Origin of the sequence: Micromonospora sp. NPDC005686, from assembly GCF_042871665.1 — a bacterium.
Classification (GTDB): domain Bacteria; phylum Actinomycetota; class Actinomycetes; order Mycobacteriales; family Micromonosporaceae; genus Micromonospora.
Map to the genome: position 1 here is coordinate 46,063 of NZ_JBIAIY010000010.1, position 16,443 is coordinate 62,505.

The following is a 16,443-nucleotide window of genomic DNA, read 5'->3' on the forward strand; positions in this document are numbered from 1 at the left end:
GGCGACCGGGTCAGCGGCCGGCGAGCAGCCGTTCGCGGACCTCGCGGCGCAGGATCTTGCCGATCTGGGAGTACGGCAGCTCGTCGACGATCACGACCCGGCGCGGCACCTTGTAGCCGGCCAGGTGGGTGCGGCACGAGGTCCGGATCGCCTCCGGGCTGGCGGCCACCGCCGGGTCGACCACCACCGCGGCGACGACCTCCTCACCGTCGTCGGTGGGCATCCCCACGGCGGCGGCCTCGCGTACGCCGGGGACGCGGCGCAACGCCTCCTCGACCTCGGACGGGTAGACGTTGAAGCCGCCGGTGATGATCAGTTCCTTGATCCGGTCGACCACCGTGATGAAGCCGTCGGCGTCCATGGTGACGATGTCGCCGGTACGCATCCAGCCGCCCGGCAGCAGCACCTTCGCCGTCTCCTCCGGCCGGTGCCAGTAGCCGGAGAACACCTGCGGGCCGTGCACCAGCAGCTCGCCGGCCTCGCCGGGAGCGCGGTCGCGGGACGGGTCCTCCGGGTCGACGATGCGCACGTCGGTGGAGGGGAACGGCACCCCGACCGTGCCGGGTCGGCGGGTCGGCGCGACCGGGTTGCCGACGGTGATCGGGGACGTCTCGGTCATGCCGTACCCCTCGACCAGCAGGCCGCCGGTCACCTGTTCCCACAGCTCCACGGTGGCCGGTGGCAGCGACATCGCGCCGGACAGCGCGTACCGGATGGAGGTGAGGTCGACGCCGCGCTCCCGGGCGGCGGTGGCCAGCTTCGCGTAGACCGGCGGCACCGCGGGCAGGAACGTCGGCGGGCGGCGGCGGACCGCGTCGAGCACCTGGTCGGCGTCGAAGCGGGGGAACAGCACCAGTGTCGCCCCGATGCTCACCGCGAAGGTGAGGCAGAGGGTGAGCCCGTAGGCGTGGAACAGCGGCAGCACCGCGTACACGGTCTCCGCGCCGTCGCGCAGGCCCGGCACCCACGCCCGGCCCTGCGCGGCGTTGGCGCGCAGGTTGCGGTGGGTCAGCACCGCGCCCTTGGGCTCGCCGGTGGTGCCGCCGGTGTACTGGAGCAACGCCACGTCGCCGGCCTCCGGCGCGGGATGCCCGGCGGGCAGCGGCCCGGCGGCGGCGACCAGCTCCGACCAGGGCAGCGCGCCGGGCGCGGGGGCGGTCATCGCGGCGCGGGCGGCGCGGACCTTCGGCAGCGGCGCCCGCAGCGCCCACCGCTTGAGTCGCGGCAGCGCCGCGGTCAGGTCGACCGACACCACGGTACGCACGGCGCCGCGTCCCGCCACCAGCGGCGCGACCTTATCCCATGCGATCGCGACGGCGGCGCCGTGGTCGGTGAGCTGCCGGTCCAGCTCGTCGGCGGTGTAGAGCGGGTTGTGCTCGACGACCACCGCGCCGAGGCGCAGCACGGCGTAGAAGGCGACCACGTGCTGCGGGCAGTTCGGCAGCACCAGCGCGACCCGGTCGCCCGGCCCGACGCCGAGCCCTCGCAGCGCCTCGGCGGCGCGGGACACCTGGTCGGCCAGCTCGGCGAACGTGGTGGTGGCGCCGTAGAAGTCGAGCGCGACCCGGGGGCCGAACCGCCCGGCCGCCTCGGTGAGCAGGTCGACGAGCGAGCCGTCCGGCTCGGTGATGTCGGCCGGGACGCCGGGTGCGTAGCTACGGGTCCAGGGTCGCTGGGTGGTCGCGTCCATCGCCGTTACTCCTCGTCGCGCGGATGACGCCCCCAGCCTAACGTGACCGCTGGGTAACCTACGCTTACGTAGGTTGCCGGGTCTGTCACATTCGGCGCAGGTCAGCGGCGGCGCGTCGAGTGCTGGTGCACCACCCGCCGGCCCTTCACGATCCCGACGACGATCACCGCGGCGAGCGCGATGACGCCGATGACGACGAGCCAGCGCACCGCCTCCAGCAGCAGCCCGAGCAGGATGATCACGCCGGCGGCCACGCCGACCACCCACAGCAACGCGCGCATGTCCCAGCCTCCCGTCGTCCGGTGGGCCGCCCGCTTTCCCGCTGGTCGCGCGGCCATGCCGCCGCCGGTGGATCAGTGCCGGGCCACGTACACGGTGTTCGCCGCCTCCCGGCCCTGCAGCGGGTTCGGGAACCGGACGACGTGCGCCACCGAGGTCGGGAACACCTCGGTCAACGTGCGCTGGAACGCCGGGTCCGGGGGGTCGTTCGACCACAGCGCGAAGACGCCCTCCGGGTGCAGCAGCGCGGCCAGCCGCCGCAGCCCGTCGACCGTGTAGAACGCGGCGTGGCTGGGGTGCAGCACCTGGCGAGGGGAGTGGTCCACGTCCAGGAGCACCGCGTGGAAGCGGCGCCCGGGCTCGTCGCTGTCGAAACCGCCGTCGGCGACCGCGGCGAAGAAGTCCGCCCGGACGAACCGGGTACGCGGGTCGGTGGCCAGTCCGGCCGCGAACGGCAGCAGATCCCGCCGGTGCCAGTCGATCACGTCCTCGATCGCCTCGACCACGAGCAGCGACCGCACCCGGGGATCCTCCAGCGCGGTACGCGCGGTGTAGCCGAGACCCAGGCCGCCGACCACCACGTCCAGCGCGTCACCGGTCAGCGGGGCCAGTCCGAGGCGGGCCAGCTCGATCTCCGCGACCGGGAAGGCGCTGGACATGAGGTACTCGTCGTCGAGCTTCACCTCGTACACGTCGGATTCCAGCGCCGGGTCGCGGCGCCGCCGCAGGCTGATCTCGCCGATCGGCGTCTCTCGCCAGGCCAGTTCCTCGAAACGCGCGCCCACCCGTGTCCTCTCCGCCGATCCGTCCCCGGGATGCTACCGGCCGGTCCCCGGCCCGGCCCGGCGGAACGGCGCCGGCCGGCGGTCAGCCGGCCGGACGGGTGGCCACCACGACGGTGTCCAGCGCGTCGACGGTGCCGCCGTCGCCGGCCGGGACCGGCCGACGAGCCGTCTCGGCCCGCCGCACGCGCAGCCCGGCCAGCCCGTCGACCACCGCCTCCGGCGTCAGCAAGATGGTCGGGTCCTGCGGGCCGCCGACGCCACCGGAGAGGTTGGCCAGGTCGTGCCCGACCACCACCAGCGTGCCGCCGGGACGCAGCGCGGACTTCGCCGCGGCGAGCACCCCGGCGAACTCGGGCGCGGGCAGGTGCAGGTAGCTGATCAGCACCAGGTCGTAGCTGTTCGGCACCGGCCGGTACGCGGTCACGTCCGCGACCCGCCAGTCGACAGCGACGCCACGAGCGGCGGCCAGTTCCCGCCCCCGCGCGACGGCCACTGTGGAGAAGTCCACCGCGTTGACCCGCCAGCCCTGACCGGCCAGCCAGACCGCGTTGCGGCCCTCGCCGGCGGCGATGTCCAGTGCTGAGCCGGGAGTCAGTCCGGTGACCGACTCGACCACGAAACGGTTGGGCTCAGCGCTCCACACCAGTCCGGGCGTGTCGGCGTACCGGCTGTCCCAGACGTTGCTGTCCACTGTGTCCCCTCCTCCGGCGGCCCCACACCGCCACGGTGACCGTACCGGCCACGGCAAGCGCTCCCAGGGCGAGTCCCCAGACCGGCGGCAACTGCTGGGCGAGCACGAACACGCCCATCACCACGACGAACCAGCCGAATCCCCGGCGCAGCAGGTCGGCCGGGATCCGGCCGGCGAGCCGGCCACCGAGCAGGCTGCCGACGACGGCGGCGGCGGTGACCCCGGCGGCCAGCCCCCAGTGGATCTGCACGCTGGACAGGTACCCGGCCAGCCCGGCGAACGACTTCATCGCGATCACGACCAGCGAGGTGCCGACCGCGACCGGCATCGGCAGCCCGCCCAGCAGGGCCAGGGCGGGTACGACCAGGAAGCCGCCGCCCGCGCCGACCAGGCCGGTGACCAGACCGACGACCACGCCGTCCCCGATCACCCGCAGCATCGGCAGTTCGGGCACCGGGCGGCCGTCGGTGGACCTGCGGCCCCGAAGCATCGCGACCGCGGTGGCGAGCATCATCAGGGCGAACCCGGTCAGCAGCATGCTGGCCGGGACGAACTCGGCCAGCCGGCCGCCCGCGTACGCGCCGGTCATGCCGGCCACGCCGAAGACGAGCCCGGTGCGCCAGCGGACCCGGTTCGCACGCGCGTGCGGCAGCACGCCGACGGCGCTGGTCACGCCGACGACGAGCAGCGAGGTGGCGATCGCCTCCTTGGCGGGCAGGTCGGCGACGTAGACCAGCAGCGGCACGGCGAGGATCGACCCGCCGCCGCCGAGCAGGCCCAGCGTCACGCCGATCAGCACCGCGCCGGCCAGCGTCAGCGCGAGGGTGGTCACCTGCGTTCCCCGTCGCGCAACTGCCCCACGATGGTGTCCAGGTCGCAGCTCGCGCCCCGGTTGTACGGCAGCTTGCTCAGCATCATGCCCATGGCGCAGGTGTTCGTGAGTGCGGCGAACGTGAGGCCCGCGCCGATGAACGCGGCGACCCACTTCAGGCCCGGCACGAACACCGAGCCGACGATCGCGGCGAGCACGATCGCGCCGGCGACGAGGCGGACCTGGCGCTCCAGGTCCCAGCGGGCGCGGCCCTGGTTGACCGGGGCATTGGTGGCCTGCCAGGCCAGCATGCCGCCGTCGAGCACCTTGACGTTGGGCAGGCCGACGGTGGCCAGCGCCTGCCCGGCCTGGCTGGCCCGGGCGCCGGAGCGGCAGATCAGCACCACGTCCTCGTCCAGGTGGCCGCGCAGCTCCGCGCGGTGCTCCCGGAGCAGGTCCAGCGGCACGTTGTAGGCGCCGGGGATGTGCGCCGCCTCGAACTCACCCGGCGTACGCACGTCGAGCATCCGGGGCGTACGGCCGGCGGCGATCAGCTCACGCAGGCCGGCCGCGTCGATGGTCGGGGTGGTCGTGGTCATGCGGTGTCTCCTTGAATGGGGTGTTCTCGGGCAGGGTTCAGCGCCGGCCGGCGTGGGGACACGCCGGCCGGGCGCCAGGGGAGAGGTCAGGCGGTGGGTGCCATCCGTACGCCGGCCGCCTCGGCCCGGCCGTACGAGTCGTCGATCAGCACCACGTCCCGGCCGGCGTTGGCGAGCAGGGACGCGGCGGCGGTGGCCCGGTAGCCGGAGCCGCAGTGCACCCAGATCGTGCCGTCGGGGATGTCGGCGAGCCGCTTGGGCACGTCGGGCAGCGGCACGTGCACCGCGCCGTCGATGTGCCCGGCCCTCCACTCGTTCGTCATCCGCACGTCGAGGACGACCTGCGGCTCGGGCAGCCCGGCCGGGGTGTTCCCGGCCTGCGCGGCGGCGAGCGCCGGGAAGTCGGCCACCGCCATCTCCCGCAGCTGCGACGGGTCGGCGGTCCACTGCTCGGGCTCGCCGGTGGCCTGGGCGGCCGGCCGGTCGATGCCGATGCGGACCAGTTCCCGCTGGGCGTCGGCGACCTGCTCCCGGGTCTGCGCCAGGAACGTGATCGGCGTGCCCCAGTCGATCAGCCAGCCCAGCCACGTCGACATCGGCCCGTCCAGGCCGAGGCTGACGGTGCCGGCCAGGTGCGAGGTGGCGTACGCCTTGCGGTGGCGCAGGTCGACCACCCACTCGCCGGCGGCGATGCGGCGGCGCAGCTCGTCGGCTTCGGCGCGGGCCACCGGCGTGAGGTCCACCGGGGCGGGACCGGCGGCGTTGGCGACGCCCATGTGGGCGTAGTACGCCGGGTAGGCGTCCAGGCCGGCCAGCGTCTCGGTGACGAACTGGTCGGCGGCCAGCCGCAGCACCGGGTTGGCCTCCTTCTCCCGGCCGATCGTCGACTCGGGGGCGTCGGCCTGGCTGGCCGAGCAGAAGCTGCCGAAGCCGTGGGTGGGCCACACCTGCGCGCCGTCGGGCAGCAGGTCGGCCAGCTTGCGCGCCGAGGCGTACTGGTGGTGCGCCAGCTCGTGCGCGTGCTGCTTGCCGAGCAGGTCGGTGCGGCCGGTGGTGCCGAACAGCAGCGACCCGCCGGTGAACACGCCGGCCGGTGTCCAGCCGCCGTCGTGCTCGTCGAGCACGTACGACAGGTGGTGGAACGTGTGGCCCGGGGTGCCGAGCACCCGGAGGCGCATCGTGTCCGACACCGCGACGGTGTCGCCGTCGGACACCGGGGTCCGGTCGAAATCGACGGTGTCGGCGGCGGCCACCAGGTACTGCGCGCCGGTGATCCGGGCCAGTTCCAGGCCGCCGGATACGTAGTCGTTGTGGATGTGCGTCTCGACCACGTGGGTGATCCGTACGCCCTTGGCGCCGGCCAGGTACAGGATGCGGTCGATGTCGCGCTGCGGGTCGACCACGACCGCCACCCGGCCGTCGGAGGCGAGGTAGCTGCGGTCGCCGAGCGAGGAGGTCGCGATGACGGACACGTCGAGAGTCATGCCGTTCCTCTCTTAAGCTATATACCCCTGGGGGTATTTGGGTGGTAGTCTGCGGCCTGGGATCTCCAGGCATGTGTCTACCCGCCCGCGTCGTCGTCACACGGCGCGGACGGGATCCAGCCGGTCAGTGCGGGCGCCGTCGGGCGGGGAACGTCAGGTCGGGGAGACCGTCAGGCCAGGGACATGAAGAGCTTCTCCAGCTCCTCCTCGGTCATCTCCGGCTCCTCGCCCGCCTGGCGGGCGGTGTCGCAGTAGCGCATGCCGGAAGCGATGATCTTGAAGCCGGCCCGGTCGATCGCCTTGGAGACCGCGGCGAGCTGGGTCAACGCGGCGCGGCAGTCCGCACCGTTCTCCATCATCTCGATGACGGCGTTGAGCTGCCCCCGGGCCCGCTTGAGCCGGGTCAGCGCCTCGCCGGTCATCTCGGGTCGAAGATTCACGTCCCACCTCCTGCACTCGACGATACCCCAGGGGGTACTGATGTCGCCACCCGGATCAGGCGGCGGCCAGGGCCGCCCAGGGGTATCCATTCCGGGGGTGGTGGCGCAGCCTGGGCGGGGACACGCAGGGTCGCCGCGACATCGACGGAGCGCTTATCCTGTGCGCCGGCGATCCCGGCGGAAGGGACACGATGGCGTCGCGGCAGGACCAGCTCCACTCGTACCAGTTCACCGTCCAGCGGGCGGTCGCCGCGCTCGTCATGCGGGAGACGGACCCGCCGCAGTCGCCGTTCCGCCGGCTGGCGGGAGCAGGTCTGGCCAGCGTCCTGGTCGCGGCGATCGCGCTCGGCGGTGTCGCGCTCTACGGCCTGTTCACCGGCGGCGGGGACTCCTGGCGGGAGACCGGCGCGGTGATCGTGGAGAAGGAGTCGGGGGCGCGGTTCGTCTACCGCGACGACAGGCTGCACCCGGTGCTCAACTACGCCTCCGCGCTGCTGATCATCGGGGCGGAACGGCCGAAGACGGTGCTGGTCAGCCGGCGCGCCATCGACGGCGTGCCGCGCGGCCTGCCGCTGGGCATCGCCGACGCGCCGGACTCGCTGCCCGCCCCGGACCGGCTGGTCCGCGACGCCTGGACGCTCTGTTCGGTCACCGGCGACGAGGCCGGACGCGGGGAGGCCGGGCGTCCGGCGGCGGGGCGCGACGAGGCCCGCTCGGTGCTGCTGATCGGACGGACGGCCACCGGCGGCCGGGTGCTCGGCGACCAGGGCCTGCTCGTCCGGCACCCGGACGGCGGCCTGCACCTGCTCTGGCACGACCGGCGCTACCTGCTGCGCGACACCGACCGGGTGCTGGCCGCGCTGGCCGCCACCCGGGAGCGGGCGGTGCCGGTCGCGGCGGCGCTGCTGAACACGCTGCCGGCCGGCGCCGACCTTGCTCCGCCGCCGGTGGGTGACCTCGGTGAGCCGTCCGAGCGGGTCACCGGCGCGAACGTGGGCGACGTCTACCTGGTGCGCAACTCCGGCGGCGGGCGGCAGTACGCGGTGGCCCAGCGCGGCGGCCTGGCCGGCATCACCGAGTTGCAGGCGGCGCTGCTGCTGGCCCGGACCGGCCAGGGCGAGCCGGAACCGATCACGCTCGGCCGGTTCGCCGCGCTGCCGAAACTGCCCGGCCTGGTGCCCGGCGGGCCGACCGCGCCGCCCGCCGTGCCGCCCGGGCTGGCCGCCGCCGAGGGGGGTGCGCTCTGCGCGCGGGCCGGCGACGACACCGGCGTACGCGAGATCCGCCTCGGCGTCACCATGCCGGACCCGGCCGCCGCCGCACGGACGCCGGGCGGGCGGTCCGGGCTGGCCGACGAGGTGGTCGTCGAGCCGGGGCGCGGGGCGCTCGTGGAGGCGGTGGCAGCGCCGGGCGCGACCGGCGGCGCGATCTGCTTGGTCACCGACCTGGGCCGGCGGTACGCGCTGGCCGGCGCGGACGTGCCGGGCATGCTCGGGTACGCGAACGTGCGCCCGGCGCGGCTGCCGGCGGGCCTGGTCGACCTGCTGCCGGCCGGCGGCCCGCTCGACCCGGAGGCCGCCCGCACGGTGGCCGCACCCGCCTGACCGGCCGGGCGGCAGCGCTCGACCGCCCGGGCGGTGGCCGGGAGGCCGGCGGTGGGGAGCGGGTCAGCCGGCGGGGCGGCGCAGCACCGTCACCGCGAAGTCGGCGTCGTCCCGCCACGGCCGCAGGTCCCAGGTGGCGAAGCGGTGCTCGGGGCGCAGCCCGGCGGCCACCGCGTCGGCGTCCAGGTCGGCCACCGGGTAGCCGCGGTCGGTGGCGAACCCGACCACCACCAGGCCGTCCGGGCGCACGTGCGCGGCGACGCGCCCCAGCACGTCGCGTTCGGTGCCGGGGGCGACGAAGACCATCACGTTGCCGGCCAGCACCGCGGCGTCGAACGGCTCGGCCTCGCCCTGGGCGGCCAGGTCCAGCTCGGCCAGGTCGGCGACCAGGAAGCGGGGGCCGGGGTGGTCGGCGCGGGCCGCCTCGACGAGCGTCGGGTCGGCGTCCACGCCCACGACGTCGTGCCCGCGCGCGGCGAGCGCCCCGGCGACCCGGCCGGTGCCGCAGCCGGCGTCCAGGACGCGGCCGCCGGGCGGCACGAGCGCGTCCAGCAGCCGTGCCTCACCGGCCAGGTCGGCGCCCTCGGCGGCGAGCTGGCGGAACCGGTCCACGTACCACTGTGAGTGTCCGGGCTTCGTGTCGGTCACCCAGCGGGTCGGCTTGGCCATGAGGCCACCGTAACTGATCTTGTGCCGCCGGTCAGGCGAGCGCCGGGAACGTGCCGGCGGCCAGCGCCGCCGGCACGTCGCTCAGCCCTTCTCGGCGCCGCTGGTGAGCCCTTCGGTGAGCAGCCGCTCCCCGGCGAAGAACAGCACCACGATCGGCAGCGTGAGGATGACCGAGCCGGCCATCAGCACGGTCTTGGGCACCTCGACGCCGTCGGCCAGCAGCGACAGCCCCAGCGACACGGTCCACCGGTCCGGCCGGTCGACCAGGAACAGCAGCGCGAAGAGGTACTCGTTCCAGGCGATCATGAAGTCGTACAGCGCGACGGCCATCACCGACGGCGCGGCCAGCGGCAGGCTGACCCGGCGGATGATGCCGAGCCGGCCGGCGCCGTCGATCGCCGCCGACTCCTCCAGACTGACCGGGATGGTCTCGAAGTAGTTCTTCAGCATGTAGACCGACACCGGCAGCGTCTGCGAGATGTAGACGAGCACCAGGCCGGTCAGCGACCCGCGCAGCCCGGCCCGGCTGAAGACCACGAACAGCGGGATCGCGATGACTATCGACGGGAACAGGTAGACCGCCAGGAACAGCGCGCTGACCTGCCGGCGGCCGAAGAACCGCAGGCGGGACACCGCGTACGCGCCGGGAATGGCGATCACCAGGGTGAGCGCGGTGGCGGCCACCGCCACCAGGCCGCTGTTGCGGATGAACGTGAGGAAGCCCTGTCCGCCGTCGGAGACGGACTTCAGCACCTCGGCGTACGTGGCGACGGTCAGTTCGCCGAACGGCACCCAGAGCGAGCCGGGTTCGAGCAGCAGGCGTTCGATCGGGCGTACCGACAGCACCAGCATGTACCAGAACGGCAGCAGCGTGACCACCAGGAACCCGGCGATCACCAGCCGGCGCAGCCAGCGCAGGCTCACCGTCTCGATCCGGTCCCGGTCCATCACGCCTCCCGTCGCGCGCCGAAGAAGCGCAGGTAGATGGCCACGAACACGAGCAGCACCACGGCGAGCACGACGGCCTGGGCGGCGGCCGCGCCGATGTCCGTGCGGGCGGTGAGGAACTGGTAGACCCGGACGCTCACCACCTCGGTGCCGGCCGCGCCGCCGGTGAGCAGGTAGACGTCGTCGAACTTGTTGAACGTCATGATGAAGCGCAGCACCCCGATCAGCGCCATCACCGGCATGAGCTGTGGCAGCAGGATGTGCCGGAACCGCTGGGTGGGTGTGGCCCCGTCGACCCGGGCGGCCTCCTCCAACTCGCCGGGCACCGCCTGGAGCCGGGCCAGCAGGAACAGGAACGCGAACGGGAAGTAGCGCCACGCCTCGAACGCGATCACCGTCCAGAGCGCGGTGGACTCCTGGGACAGGAACGGCACCGGGGAGTCCCAGCCGAGGAAGCGCCGCCCCCAGTCGTTGACGATGCCGAGCTGCGGGTCCAGCATCACCTGCCAGACGAACGTCATGGCGACCACCGGCGCCACGTACGGCAGCAGCATGGACGCGCGGACCAGCGTGCGGCCCCGGAACGGCCCGCGTACGGCGAGCGCCGCCACCAGGCCGACCACTATCGAGCCGACGGTGCCGCCGACGCTGTAGAGCACAGTGGTCCAGAGCGTGTCGGCGAATCCGGGCGTGTGCAGCACCCGGTCGATGTTGTCCAGCGTCAGTTCGCCGAACAGGCCGGTCTTGCGCAGGGTGGCCAGGCGTACCCGTTGGAAGGCCAGCACCACGGTCCAGACGATGGGTATGCCGATCACCGCGATCACGACGAGCAGGGTCGGGGTGACCAGCGCGAGCCCGGCGCGGGACTCGCGGCGGCGCAGCGTCAGCGGGCGTCGGCCGGGTCGGCGGGGTCGCTCCGGTGCGGGGGAGCGACCGGCCTCCGGCGCGGTGGTGGTCAATTGACGCCCTTGGCGATCGCCTCGACGTCCTTGCGGGCGCGTTCGGCGGCGGCACGGGCGTCGGACTTACCGCCGATCACGTCGGCGAGCGCCTTGGGCACCGGCAGCTCACCCAGGATCGCGCCGACCAGCTTGCCCTGGTTCTCGGTCAGGCCCCAGCGCTGGAACGTGTCGGGACTCTCTCGCAACGTGGCGAGCACGTCCTCGCCGTACACCTCGGACAGCGGCTTCTTGGTGTCCACGCCGGCCGGGCTGGTGTTCCAGGCGGTGCGGAACTTCTGCTTGTCCTCCGGGGTGCCGGTGCGCACCGGAAAACGCCCCTCGGGGGACATGCCGAACCAGCGCGGGTAGCCGTCGGAGAGCATGTACTCCACGAACGACTTCGCCGGGTCGGCCGCGCCGTCGAGCACCGACCAGGAGCTGACCTCGCCGTACTGGGCCGGCTCGGTGCCGTTCGGGCCCTTGATCGCGGTGACGAAACCGCTGTTCTTCGCCAGCCAGGCCGGATCGGACTGGCACTGCGGGCAGGTGGGGCGGGCGTCGGCGCGCAGCCCCGCCAGCTCGTCGAGGATGAACGGCGACCAGATCAGCATGGCCGCCTTGCCGGCGAAGTAGGTGGCCCGGGTGGTGTCGACGTCCTGGGCCCCCTTGACCGAGTTGTTCCGCATCAGGTCGCCGTAGAAGCGGAACGCCTCGACACACTCGGGGGAGTCGAGCGTGACCTTGCCGGAGTCGTCGGTGAGCCGGCAGTTGTTCGCCAGCGCCAGGTGCTCGAACGTCTGCTGGGTGAACACGTCGCCGGGGGAGGTGGCCGCGGTGATGCCGGCGACGCCGCCGGTGTTCAGCTTCGCCGCCGCGGCGGCGATCTTCTCGTACGTGTCGGGTGCCGGCAGGCCGGCGGCGGCGAACAGGTCCTTGCGGTAGACCAGCAGCTGGCCCCACCCGTCGCTGGGCACGGCGAGCTGCTTGCCGCCGTCGCCGGTGAGTTCCAGCGCGCGTGGCGTGAACGTGTCCCGGCCGAGCCGGTCGATCACGGCGCCGTTGGCGTCGGCGTCGACCAGTTCGTTCGTGGACAGCGTGCGCACCCCGGCCAGCGACACCGAGCCGACCACGTCGGGCAGGTCACCGGCGGCGGCGCTGGAGGCGATCAGGGACGGGAACTGGTCCTCGTTGACGGTGACCAGGTTGACCTTGACGCCGGTCTTGGCGGTGTAGTCGGCGATGATCGCCTTGGTGGCGGCGACGCGGTCCGCCACGTCTTCCAGGCTCCAGACGGTGATCTGCGAACTGTCGGATTTCTGCCCGTCGTCGCTGCATGCGGCCATGCCGGTCCCGGTCAGTGCCAGGATCAGGCTGATTGCGAGCCGCCGCGTGGAGGGTGATGACATCGGTGGCACTCCTCTCGAAAGAGTACGGCCTGCCGCTAATACCCTTCGATTCATCAATCTAATCACATATGCCCATTTTTTGGGTTAGAATCGGGGCCGGCACTTTCTTCGGAGCGACGCCATGAGCAACTGGGTTGTCTCTCTGGCCGGGCCCCGGCACGTACGCCTGGAGCCCTGCCCCACGGACCGGCTCGGTCCGGGCCAGGTCCGCGTCCGCACCCGCTACTCGGGCATCTCCGCCGGCACCGAACTGACGCTCTACCGGGGCAGCAATCCGCGTCTGCGCAAGGACTGGGACGCCGGCGCCCGCATGTTCGTGCCCCGGCAGGCCGCGCCCGCGTACCCGGTGGTGGGTTTCGGATACGAGGAGGTCGGCGAGATCGTCGAGGTCGCCCCCGACGTGGCCGGGCGGCGGCCCGGCCAGCTCGTCTGGGGCATCTGGGGACACCGCGCCGAGGCGGTGCTCCCCGCGACGGCCGCGCGTCCGCTGCCGCCCGGCCTCGACCCGCTCGCCGCCGTGTTCGCCCGGCCCGGCGCCATCGCGCTGACCGCAGTGCTCGCCGGTGACCTGCATCTGGGCGACTGGGTGGGCGTCTTCGGGCAGGGCGTGATCGGGTTGCTCGGCACGCGACTCGCCGCGCTCTCCGGTGCCCGCGTGGTCGCCGTCGACCGGATGCCCGGCCGGCTCGCGCACGCCACCCGGCTCGGCGCCCGCCGGGTGGTCGACGCCGCCGACTCGCCCGCCGCCACGCTGCGGGCCGCCACCGAGGGCCGGGGCGCCGACGTCTGCCTGGAGCTGTCCGGGTCGTACCCGGCGCTGCACGAGGCGATCCGCGCCACCGCCCACGCCGGCCGCGTCGTCGCGGCCGGCTTCTACCAGGGGTACGCCCACGGGCTGGAACTCGGCGAGGAGTTCCACCACAACCGGATCCAGCTCGTGGCCGCACAGGTCTCCGGGCCGGACCCGGCACCCGGCACGGCCGGCCGGTGGTCCGGGACACGGATCGCGGACACCTTCATGGACCTGGTGGCCGAGGGCAGCGTCGACCCGCTGCCGCTGGTGAGCCACGTCGTCGACGCGGGCGCGGTGGCCGACGCCCTGGCGTTGCTCGACCGCGGTGACGGTGACGTCCTCCAAGTGGTGCTGAGGTTCTGATGGACATTCCGCTGGCCTGCCAGGAGCAGTTGCTTCCCGGCACCGACCTGACCCAGAAGTACGCCCTCGCCGTCTCCCTCGGCTACCAGGGCATCGAGCTGCGCGGCCGGGGCGACCACGCTCTGGCCCGGCGGCTGCCGGAGCTGCGCCGCGCCCGCGCCGCCGGGGTGGTCATGCCGACCGTCTGCGTCGAGATGGACCACTTCATCGGCGACTTCGACCCGGCCCGCTCCCGCGACGCGGTGGACAACCTGCGCTCCCAGCTCTCGGTGATCGCCGAGCTGGGCGGCGCCGGCGCGATGACGCCGGCCGCGTGGGGCATGTTCTCCCGCCGGCTGCCCCCGTTCGAGCCGCCCCGCTCACCCGAGCACGACCGGCATGTGCTCGTCGACGCCCTGGGCGAGCTGGCCGGGCACGCCCGCGCCGAAGGGGTGACGGTGTTCCTCGAACCGCTCAACCGGTACGAGGACCACATGGTCAACCGGCTCGACCAGGCGGTCGAGCTGTGCCGGGCGGTCGGGTCGCCGGCGCTGCGGGTGGCCGCCGACACGTACCACATGAACATCGAGGAGGACGACCCGCACGCCGCGCTGCGCGCCGCCGCGCCGTACCTCGGGCACGTGCAGGTCAGCGACTCCAACCGGCACCAGCCCGGCGCCGGGCACCTCGACTGGGGCGCGCTGCTGGCCACGCTCGACGCGATCGGCTACTCCGGCTGGCTGGCGCTGGAGTGCCGGCTGCGCGGCGAGCCGGTCGCCGCGCTGCGCCAGGCCGCCACCGCGCTGGCCCAGGCCCGTCCCCGGCGGGCCGCCGCATGACGCTGACCACCGGGGTACGCGCCGGTGCCGACCGGCACGCCCGGCTGCGCCGCCTCGCGCTGGCCACCCTGGACGCCAACTGGGAACACGACCACACCGTCCCCTCCCGCACGCTCTACCCGCACCAGTGGAGCTGGGACTCCGCGTTCATCGCGATCGGCCTGGCCCACATCCGCCCGGACCGGGCCTGGCGGGAGCTGCGCACGCTGTTCGCCGCGCAGTGGGTCGACGGGCGGGTGCCGCACATCGTGTTCAATCCGGCCTCGCGCGCCGGGCCGTACTTCCCCGGACCGCAGTTCTGGGACTCGGCCCGAGCCGACGGCGCACCGGCCCGGGCCACCTCCGGGATCGTCCAGCCGCCGGTGCACGCCCCGGCCGCCTGGCTGGTGCACCGCAGCGCGCCCGGCGAGGCGTCGGTGGCCGCGCTGCGCCGGCTCTACCCGAGGCTTGTCGCGCAGCAGCGCTACCTGACCGGGAGACGCGACGCCGGGGGCGGCGGGCTGGCCGCGATCGCGCACCCGTGGGAGTCCGGACTGGACAACAGCCCGGCCTGGGACGCGTCGCTGGCCGGGGTACCCGCCGACGAGGCGGTGATGCGCGCGTACCGCCGGCACGACACCGCGCACGCCGACGCCGCGCAGCGCCCCACCGACCTGGACTACGCGCGCTACGTCGCGCTGGTGGAGTCCTACCGGGCCGGCCGCTACCGGGACGAGGGCCTGCTCGGCCGGCACCCGTTCCTGGTGGAGTGCCCGCTCGTGAACGCCGCGCTGGGCGTCTCCGAGTACGCGCTGGCCCGCATCGCCACCGTGGTCGGCGCCGACCCGGGCCCGCACCGCGACCGGGGCGCCCGGATCACCGAGGCGCTCGTGGCCCGCCTGTGGGATCCGGTCGCCGGCACGTTCCGTCCCCGCGACGTGCGCACCGACCGGCTCGTGCCCGCCCGGACCGTGCTCGGGCTGATGCCTCTGGCGCTGCCCGAGCTGCCTGCGGCGCAGGTGTCCGCGCTGCTGGCCGAGGCGTGCTCGCCGCGCTTCGGGCTGGCCGCCCGGATGGACCGGCCGCTGCCCACGTACGACCGCACCGCACCGGACTTCGAGCCGCTGCGCTACTGGCGCGGCCCGAGCTGGATCAACACCGGCTGGCTGCTCTGGCAGGGACTGCGTACCCACCGCCGGGCCGACCTGGCCGACGGGCTGCGCGAGTCGATGCTCGACCTGGTCGACCGGGCCGGCTGCCACGAGTACTTCCACCCGGACACCGGCGCCGGTCTCGGCTCACCGGCGTTCAGCTGGACGGCCGCGCTGGTGCTCGACGCGCTCGCCCAGGAGTGACACCGGTGGGCGCCGGGTGCGCCGACGCCCACCGGTGGCGTGCGGGCTCAGGCGATGCCGGCCGGGGTGCTGCCGCCGATCCGCAACCCCGCCATCGGCGCGTCGTCGACCGCGTAGCCGAGCGCGTCGACCACCTCGACCACGCCGCTGACCTGCCGGGCCAGCCGCACCGCGAGCTGCGCGGTGGAGCGGCGCTCCACCTGGCCGGTGAGCGTCACCACGCCCCGCTCCACCGTCACGTCCACCACGCCGTCGCGGACGCCGAGGCTGCGCCACAGCACCTCCTCGACCACGTCGCGGCGGATGCCGGCGTCCGGGCGCAGATGCACCTTGAGCAGGTCGCCACGGGTGACGATGCCGACCAGGCGGCCGAGGTCGTTCACCACCGGCAGCCGCTTCACGCCGCGCGCGTCCATCAGCCGGGCCGCCTCGACCAGCGTCGCATCCGGGGTGATGGTGACCGGCGGAGCGGTCATCAGGTCGGCGGCGAGCGTCGCGTCGGCCTTCGCCCGCGCCTCGCGGCGGTGCCGGTCCGGCAGGATCCGCCGCTCCCGGGGCTGGCCCAGGAACTCCACCTTGTACATCAGGTCCGCCTCGGACACCACACCGAGCACCCGGCCGGACTCGTCCACCACCGGCGTCGCCGTGACGTGCCGGTCGGTCAGCACGTCGACGATCTCGCGGTACTCCGTGCCCTCCCGTACCGACGCCACGTTCCTGGTCATCACGTCCTGTACCTGCCACGTGCGCATGGCGAACCTCCCTGTGTCCGCCTCCGACGCTAGGCG

17 protein-coding genes are annotated in these 16,443 nt (G+C 73.9%); 4 read left to right on the plus strand and 13 right to left on the minus strand.

The annotated features are described in order from the left end of the window. Positions 1–10 precede the first annotated feature (10 nt). The 8 genes from ACFYON_RS22400 to ACFYON_RS22435 form a co-directional block, all read right to left on the minus strand. A complete protein-coding gene (locus ACFYON_RS22400) occupies positions 11–1,690 on the minus strand; it encodes a long-chain-fatty-acid--CoA ligase (protein ID WP_354873653.1) in 1,680 nt (559 codons plus the stop codon). A gap of 101 nt (positions 1,691–1,791) precedes the next feature. Further along, complete coding sequence (locus ACFYON_RS22405; RefSeq protein WP_354873651.1) at positions 1,792–1,971, minus strand: hypothetical protein; 180 nt, start codon at positions 1,969–1,971, stop codon at positions 1,792–1,794. A gap of 72 nt (positions 1,972–2,043) precedes the next feature. Then, positions 2,044–2,754, minus strand: coding sequence for a spermidine synthase (locus ACFYON_RS22410; protein ID WP_354873649.1), 711 nt, complete (start codon positions 2,752–2,754; stop codon positions 2,044–2,046). 82 nt (positions 2,755–2,836) lie between these two features. Further along, entirely contained in the window at positions 2,837–3,445 is a 609-nt protein-coding gene (locus tag ACFYON_RS22415) for a class I SAM-dependent methyltransferase (RefSeq protein ID WP_354873647.1), read from the minus strand. Continuing rightward, entirely contained in the window at positions 3,384–4,277 is an 894-nt protein-coding gene (locus tag ACFYON_RS22420) for a sulfite exporter TauE/SafE family protein (protein ID WP_354873645.1), read from the minus strand. Before ACFYON_RS22420 ends, ACFYON_RS22415 begins: the two co-directional genes overlap by 62 nt. Beyond that, positions 4,274–4,855 carry a rhodanese-like domain-containing protein gene (locus tag ACFYON_RS22425; protein WP_354873643.1) on the minus strand — a complete coding sequence of 194 codons (582 nt, stop codon included), beginning with the start codon at positions 4,853–4,855 and terminating at the stop codon, positions 4,274–4,276. Before ACFYON_RS22425 ends, ACFYON_RS22420 begins: the two co-directional genes overlap by 4 nt. 86 nt (positions 4,856–4,941) lie before the next feature. Next, positions 4,942–6,339: an MBL fold metallo-hydrolase gene (locus ACFYON_RS22430; RefSeq protein ID WP_354873641.1), complete on the minus strand. Its 1,398-nt coding sequence runs from the start codon at positions 6,337–6,339 to the stop codon at positions 4,942–4,944. A gap of 170 nt (positions 6,340–6,509) precedes the next feature. Continuing rightward, complete coding sequence (locus ACFYON_RS22435) at positions 6,510–6,779, minus strand: metal-sensitive transcriptional regulator (RefSeq protein ID WP_354873639.1); 270 nt, start codon at positions 6,777–6,779, stop codon at positions 6,510–6,512. Positions 6,780–6,970: 191 nt separating this feature from the next. On the opposite strand from ACFYON_RS22435, the gene eccB reads away from it, so the two are divergent. Further along, positions 6,971–8,383 (plus strand): type VII secretion protein EccB, encoded by a 1,413-nt coding sequence (eccB, locus tag ACFYON_RS22440; protein WP_354873637.1) that lies wholly within the window; start codon positions 6,971–6,973, stop codon positions 8,381–8,383. Positions 8,384–8,446: 63 nt separating this feature from the next. On the opposite strand, the gene ACFYON_RS22445 is transcribed toward eccB, so the two are convergent. The 4 genes from ACFYON_RS22445 to ACFYON_RS22460 form a co-directional block, all read right to left on the minus strand. Continuing rightward, a complete protein-coding gene (locus tag ACFYON_RS22445; RefSeq protein ID WP_354873635.1) occupies positions 8,447–9,052 on the minus strand; it encodes a class I SAM-dependent methyltransferase in 606 nt (201 codons plus the stop codon). Between the two features lie 81 nt (positions 9,053–9,133). Next, positions 9,134–10,000 (minus strand): carbohydrate ABC transporter permease, encoded by an 867-nt coding sequence (locus tag ACFYON_RS22450; RefSeq protein WP_354873633.1) that lies wholly within the window; start codon positions 9,998–10,000, stop codon positions 9,134–9,136. Beyond that, on the minus strand, positions 10,000–10,959 hold the full coding sequence (locus ACFYON_RS22455) for a sugar ABC transporter permease (RefSeq protein ID WP_354873631.1): 960 nt from the start codon (positions 10,957–10,959) through the stop codon (positions 10,000–10,002). The genes ACFYON_RS22450 and ACFYON_RS22455 overlap by 1 nt, the downstream gene beginning before the upstream one ends. Then, positions 10,956–12,347, minus strand: coding sequence for an extracellular solute-binding protein (locus ACFYON_RS22460; protein ID WP_354873629.1), 1,392 nt, complete (start codon positions 12,345–12,347; stop codon positions 10,956–10,958). The genes ACFYON_RS22455 and ACFYON_RS22460 overlap by 4 nt, the downstream gene beginning before the upstream one ends. A gap of 121 nt (positions 12,348–12,468) precedes the next feature. Between ACFYON_RS22460 and ACFYON_RS22465 the strand changes: the two genes are divergently transcribed. From ACFYON_RS22465 to ACFYON_RS22475, 3 genes are read left to right on the plus strand one after another with little or no spacing between them, the layout of a single operon-like run. Then, positions 12,469–13,503 (plus strand): zinc-binding dehydrogenase, encoded by a 1,035-nt coding sequence (locus ACFYON_RS22465; RefSeq protein ID WP_354873627.1) that lies wholly within the window; start codon positions 12,469–12,471, stop codon positions 13,501–13,503. Beyond that, entirely contained in the window at positions 13,503–14,321 is an 819-nt protein-coding gene (locus tag ACFYON_RS22470) for a sugar phosphate isomerase/epimerase family protein (RefSeq protein WP_354873625.1), read from the plus strand. The genes ACFYON_RS22465 and ACFYON_RS22470 overlap by 1 nt, the downstream gene beginning before the upstream one ends. Beyond that, the gene (locus ACFYON_RS22475; RefSeq protein WP_354873623.1) at positions 14,318–15,655 is read left to right on the plus strand and encodes a hypothetical protein; all 1,338 of its coding nucleotides are present in this window, start codon (positions 14,318–14,320) and stop codon (positions 15,653–15,655) included. The genes ACFYON_RS22470 and ACFYON_RS22475 overlap by 4 nt, the downstream gene beginning before the upstream one ends. 47 nt (positions 15,656–15,702) lie before the next feature. On the opposite strand, the gene ACFYON_RS22480 is transcribed toward ACFYON_RS22475, so the two are convergent. Next, the gene (locus ACFYON_RS22480) at positions 15,703–16,407 is read right to left on the minus strand and encodes a CBS domain-containing protein (RefSeq protein WP_354873621.1); all 705 of its coding nucleotides are present in this window, start codon (positions 16,405–16,407) and stop codon (positions 15,703–15,705) included. Positions 16,408–16,443: the final 36 nt, after the last annotated feature.

What these genes read in the sequence shown, in the direction of transcription:
- ACFYON_RS22425 (WP_354873643.1), bottom strand. Translation starts at nt 4,855, where the DNA reads ATGACCACGACCACCCCGACCATCGACGCGGCCGGCCTGCGTGAGCTG.
- ACFYON_RS22480 (WP_354873621.1), bottom strand. Translation starts at nt 16,407, where the DNA reads ATGCGCACGTGGCAGGTACAGGACGTGATGACCAGGAACGTGGCGTCG.
- ACFYON_RS22400 (WP_354873653.1), bottom strand. Translation starts at nt 1,690, where the DNA reads ATGGACGCGACCACCCAGCGACCCTGGACCCGTAGCTACGCACCCGGC.
- ACFYON_RS22475 (WP_354873623.1), top strand. Translation starts at nt 14,318, where the DNA reads ATGACGCTGACCACCGGGGTACGCGCCGGTGCCGACCGGCACGCCCGG.
- eccB (WP_354873637.1), top strand. Translation starts at nt 6,971, where the DNA reads ATGGCGTCGCGGCAGGACCAGCTCCACTCGTACCAGTTCACCGTCCAG.
- ACFYON_RS22445 (WP_354873635.1), bottom strand. Translation starts at nt 9,052, where the DNA reads ATGGCCAAGCCGACCCGCTGGGTGACCGACACGAAGCCCGGACACTCA.
- ACFYON_RS22470 (WP_354873625.1), top strand. Translation starts at nt 13,503, where the DNA reads ATGGACATTCCGCTGGCCTGCCAGGAGCAGTTGCTTCCCGGCACCGAC.
- ACFYON_RS22450 (WP_354873633.1), bottom strand. Translation starts at nt 10,000, where the DNA reads ATGGACCGGGACCGGATCGAGACGGTGAGCCTGCGCTGGCTGCGCCGG.
- ACFYON_RS22405 (WP_354873651.1), bottom strand. Translation starts at nt 1,971, where the DNA reads ATGCGCGCGTTGCTGTGGGTGGTCGGCGTGGCCGCCGGCGTGATCATC.
- ACFYON_RS22430 (WP_354873641.1), bottom strand. Translation starts at nt 6,339, where the DNA reads ATGACTCTCGACGTGTCCGTCATCGCGACCTCCTCGCTCGGCGACCGC.
- ACFYON_RS22465 (WP_354873627.1), top strand. Translation starts at nt 12,469, where the DNA reads ATGAGCAACTGGGTTGTCTCTCTGGCCGGGCCCCGGCACGTACGCCTG.
- ACFYON_RS22460 (WP_354873629.1), bottom strand. Translation starts at nt 12,347, where the DNA reads ATGTCATCACCCTCCACGCGGCGGCTCGCAATCAGCCTGATCCTGGCA.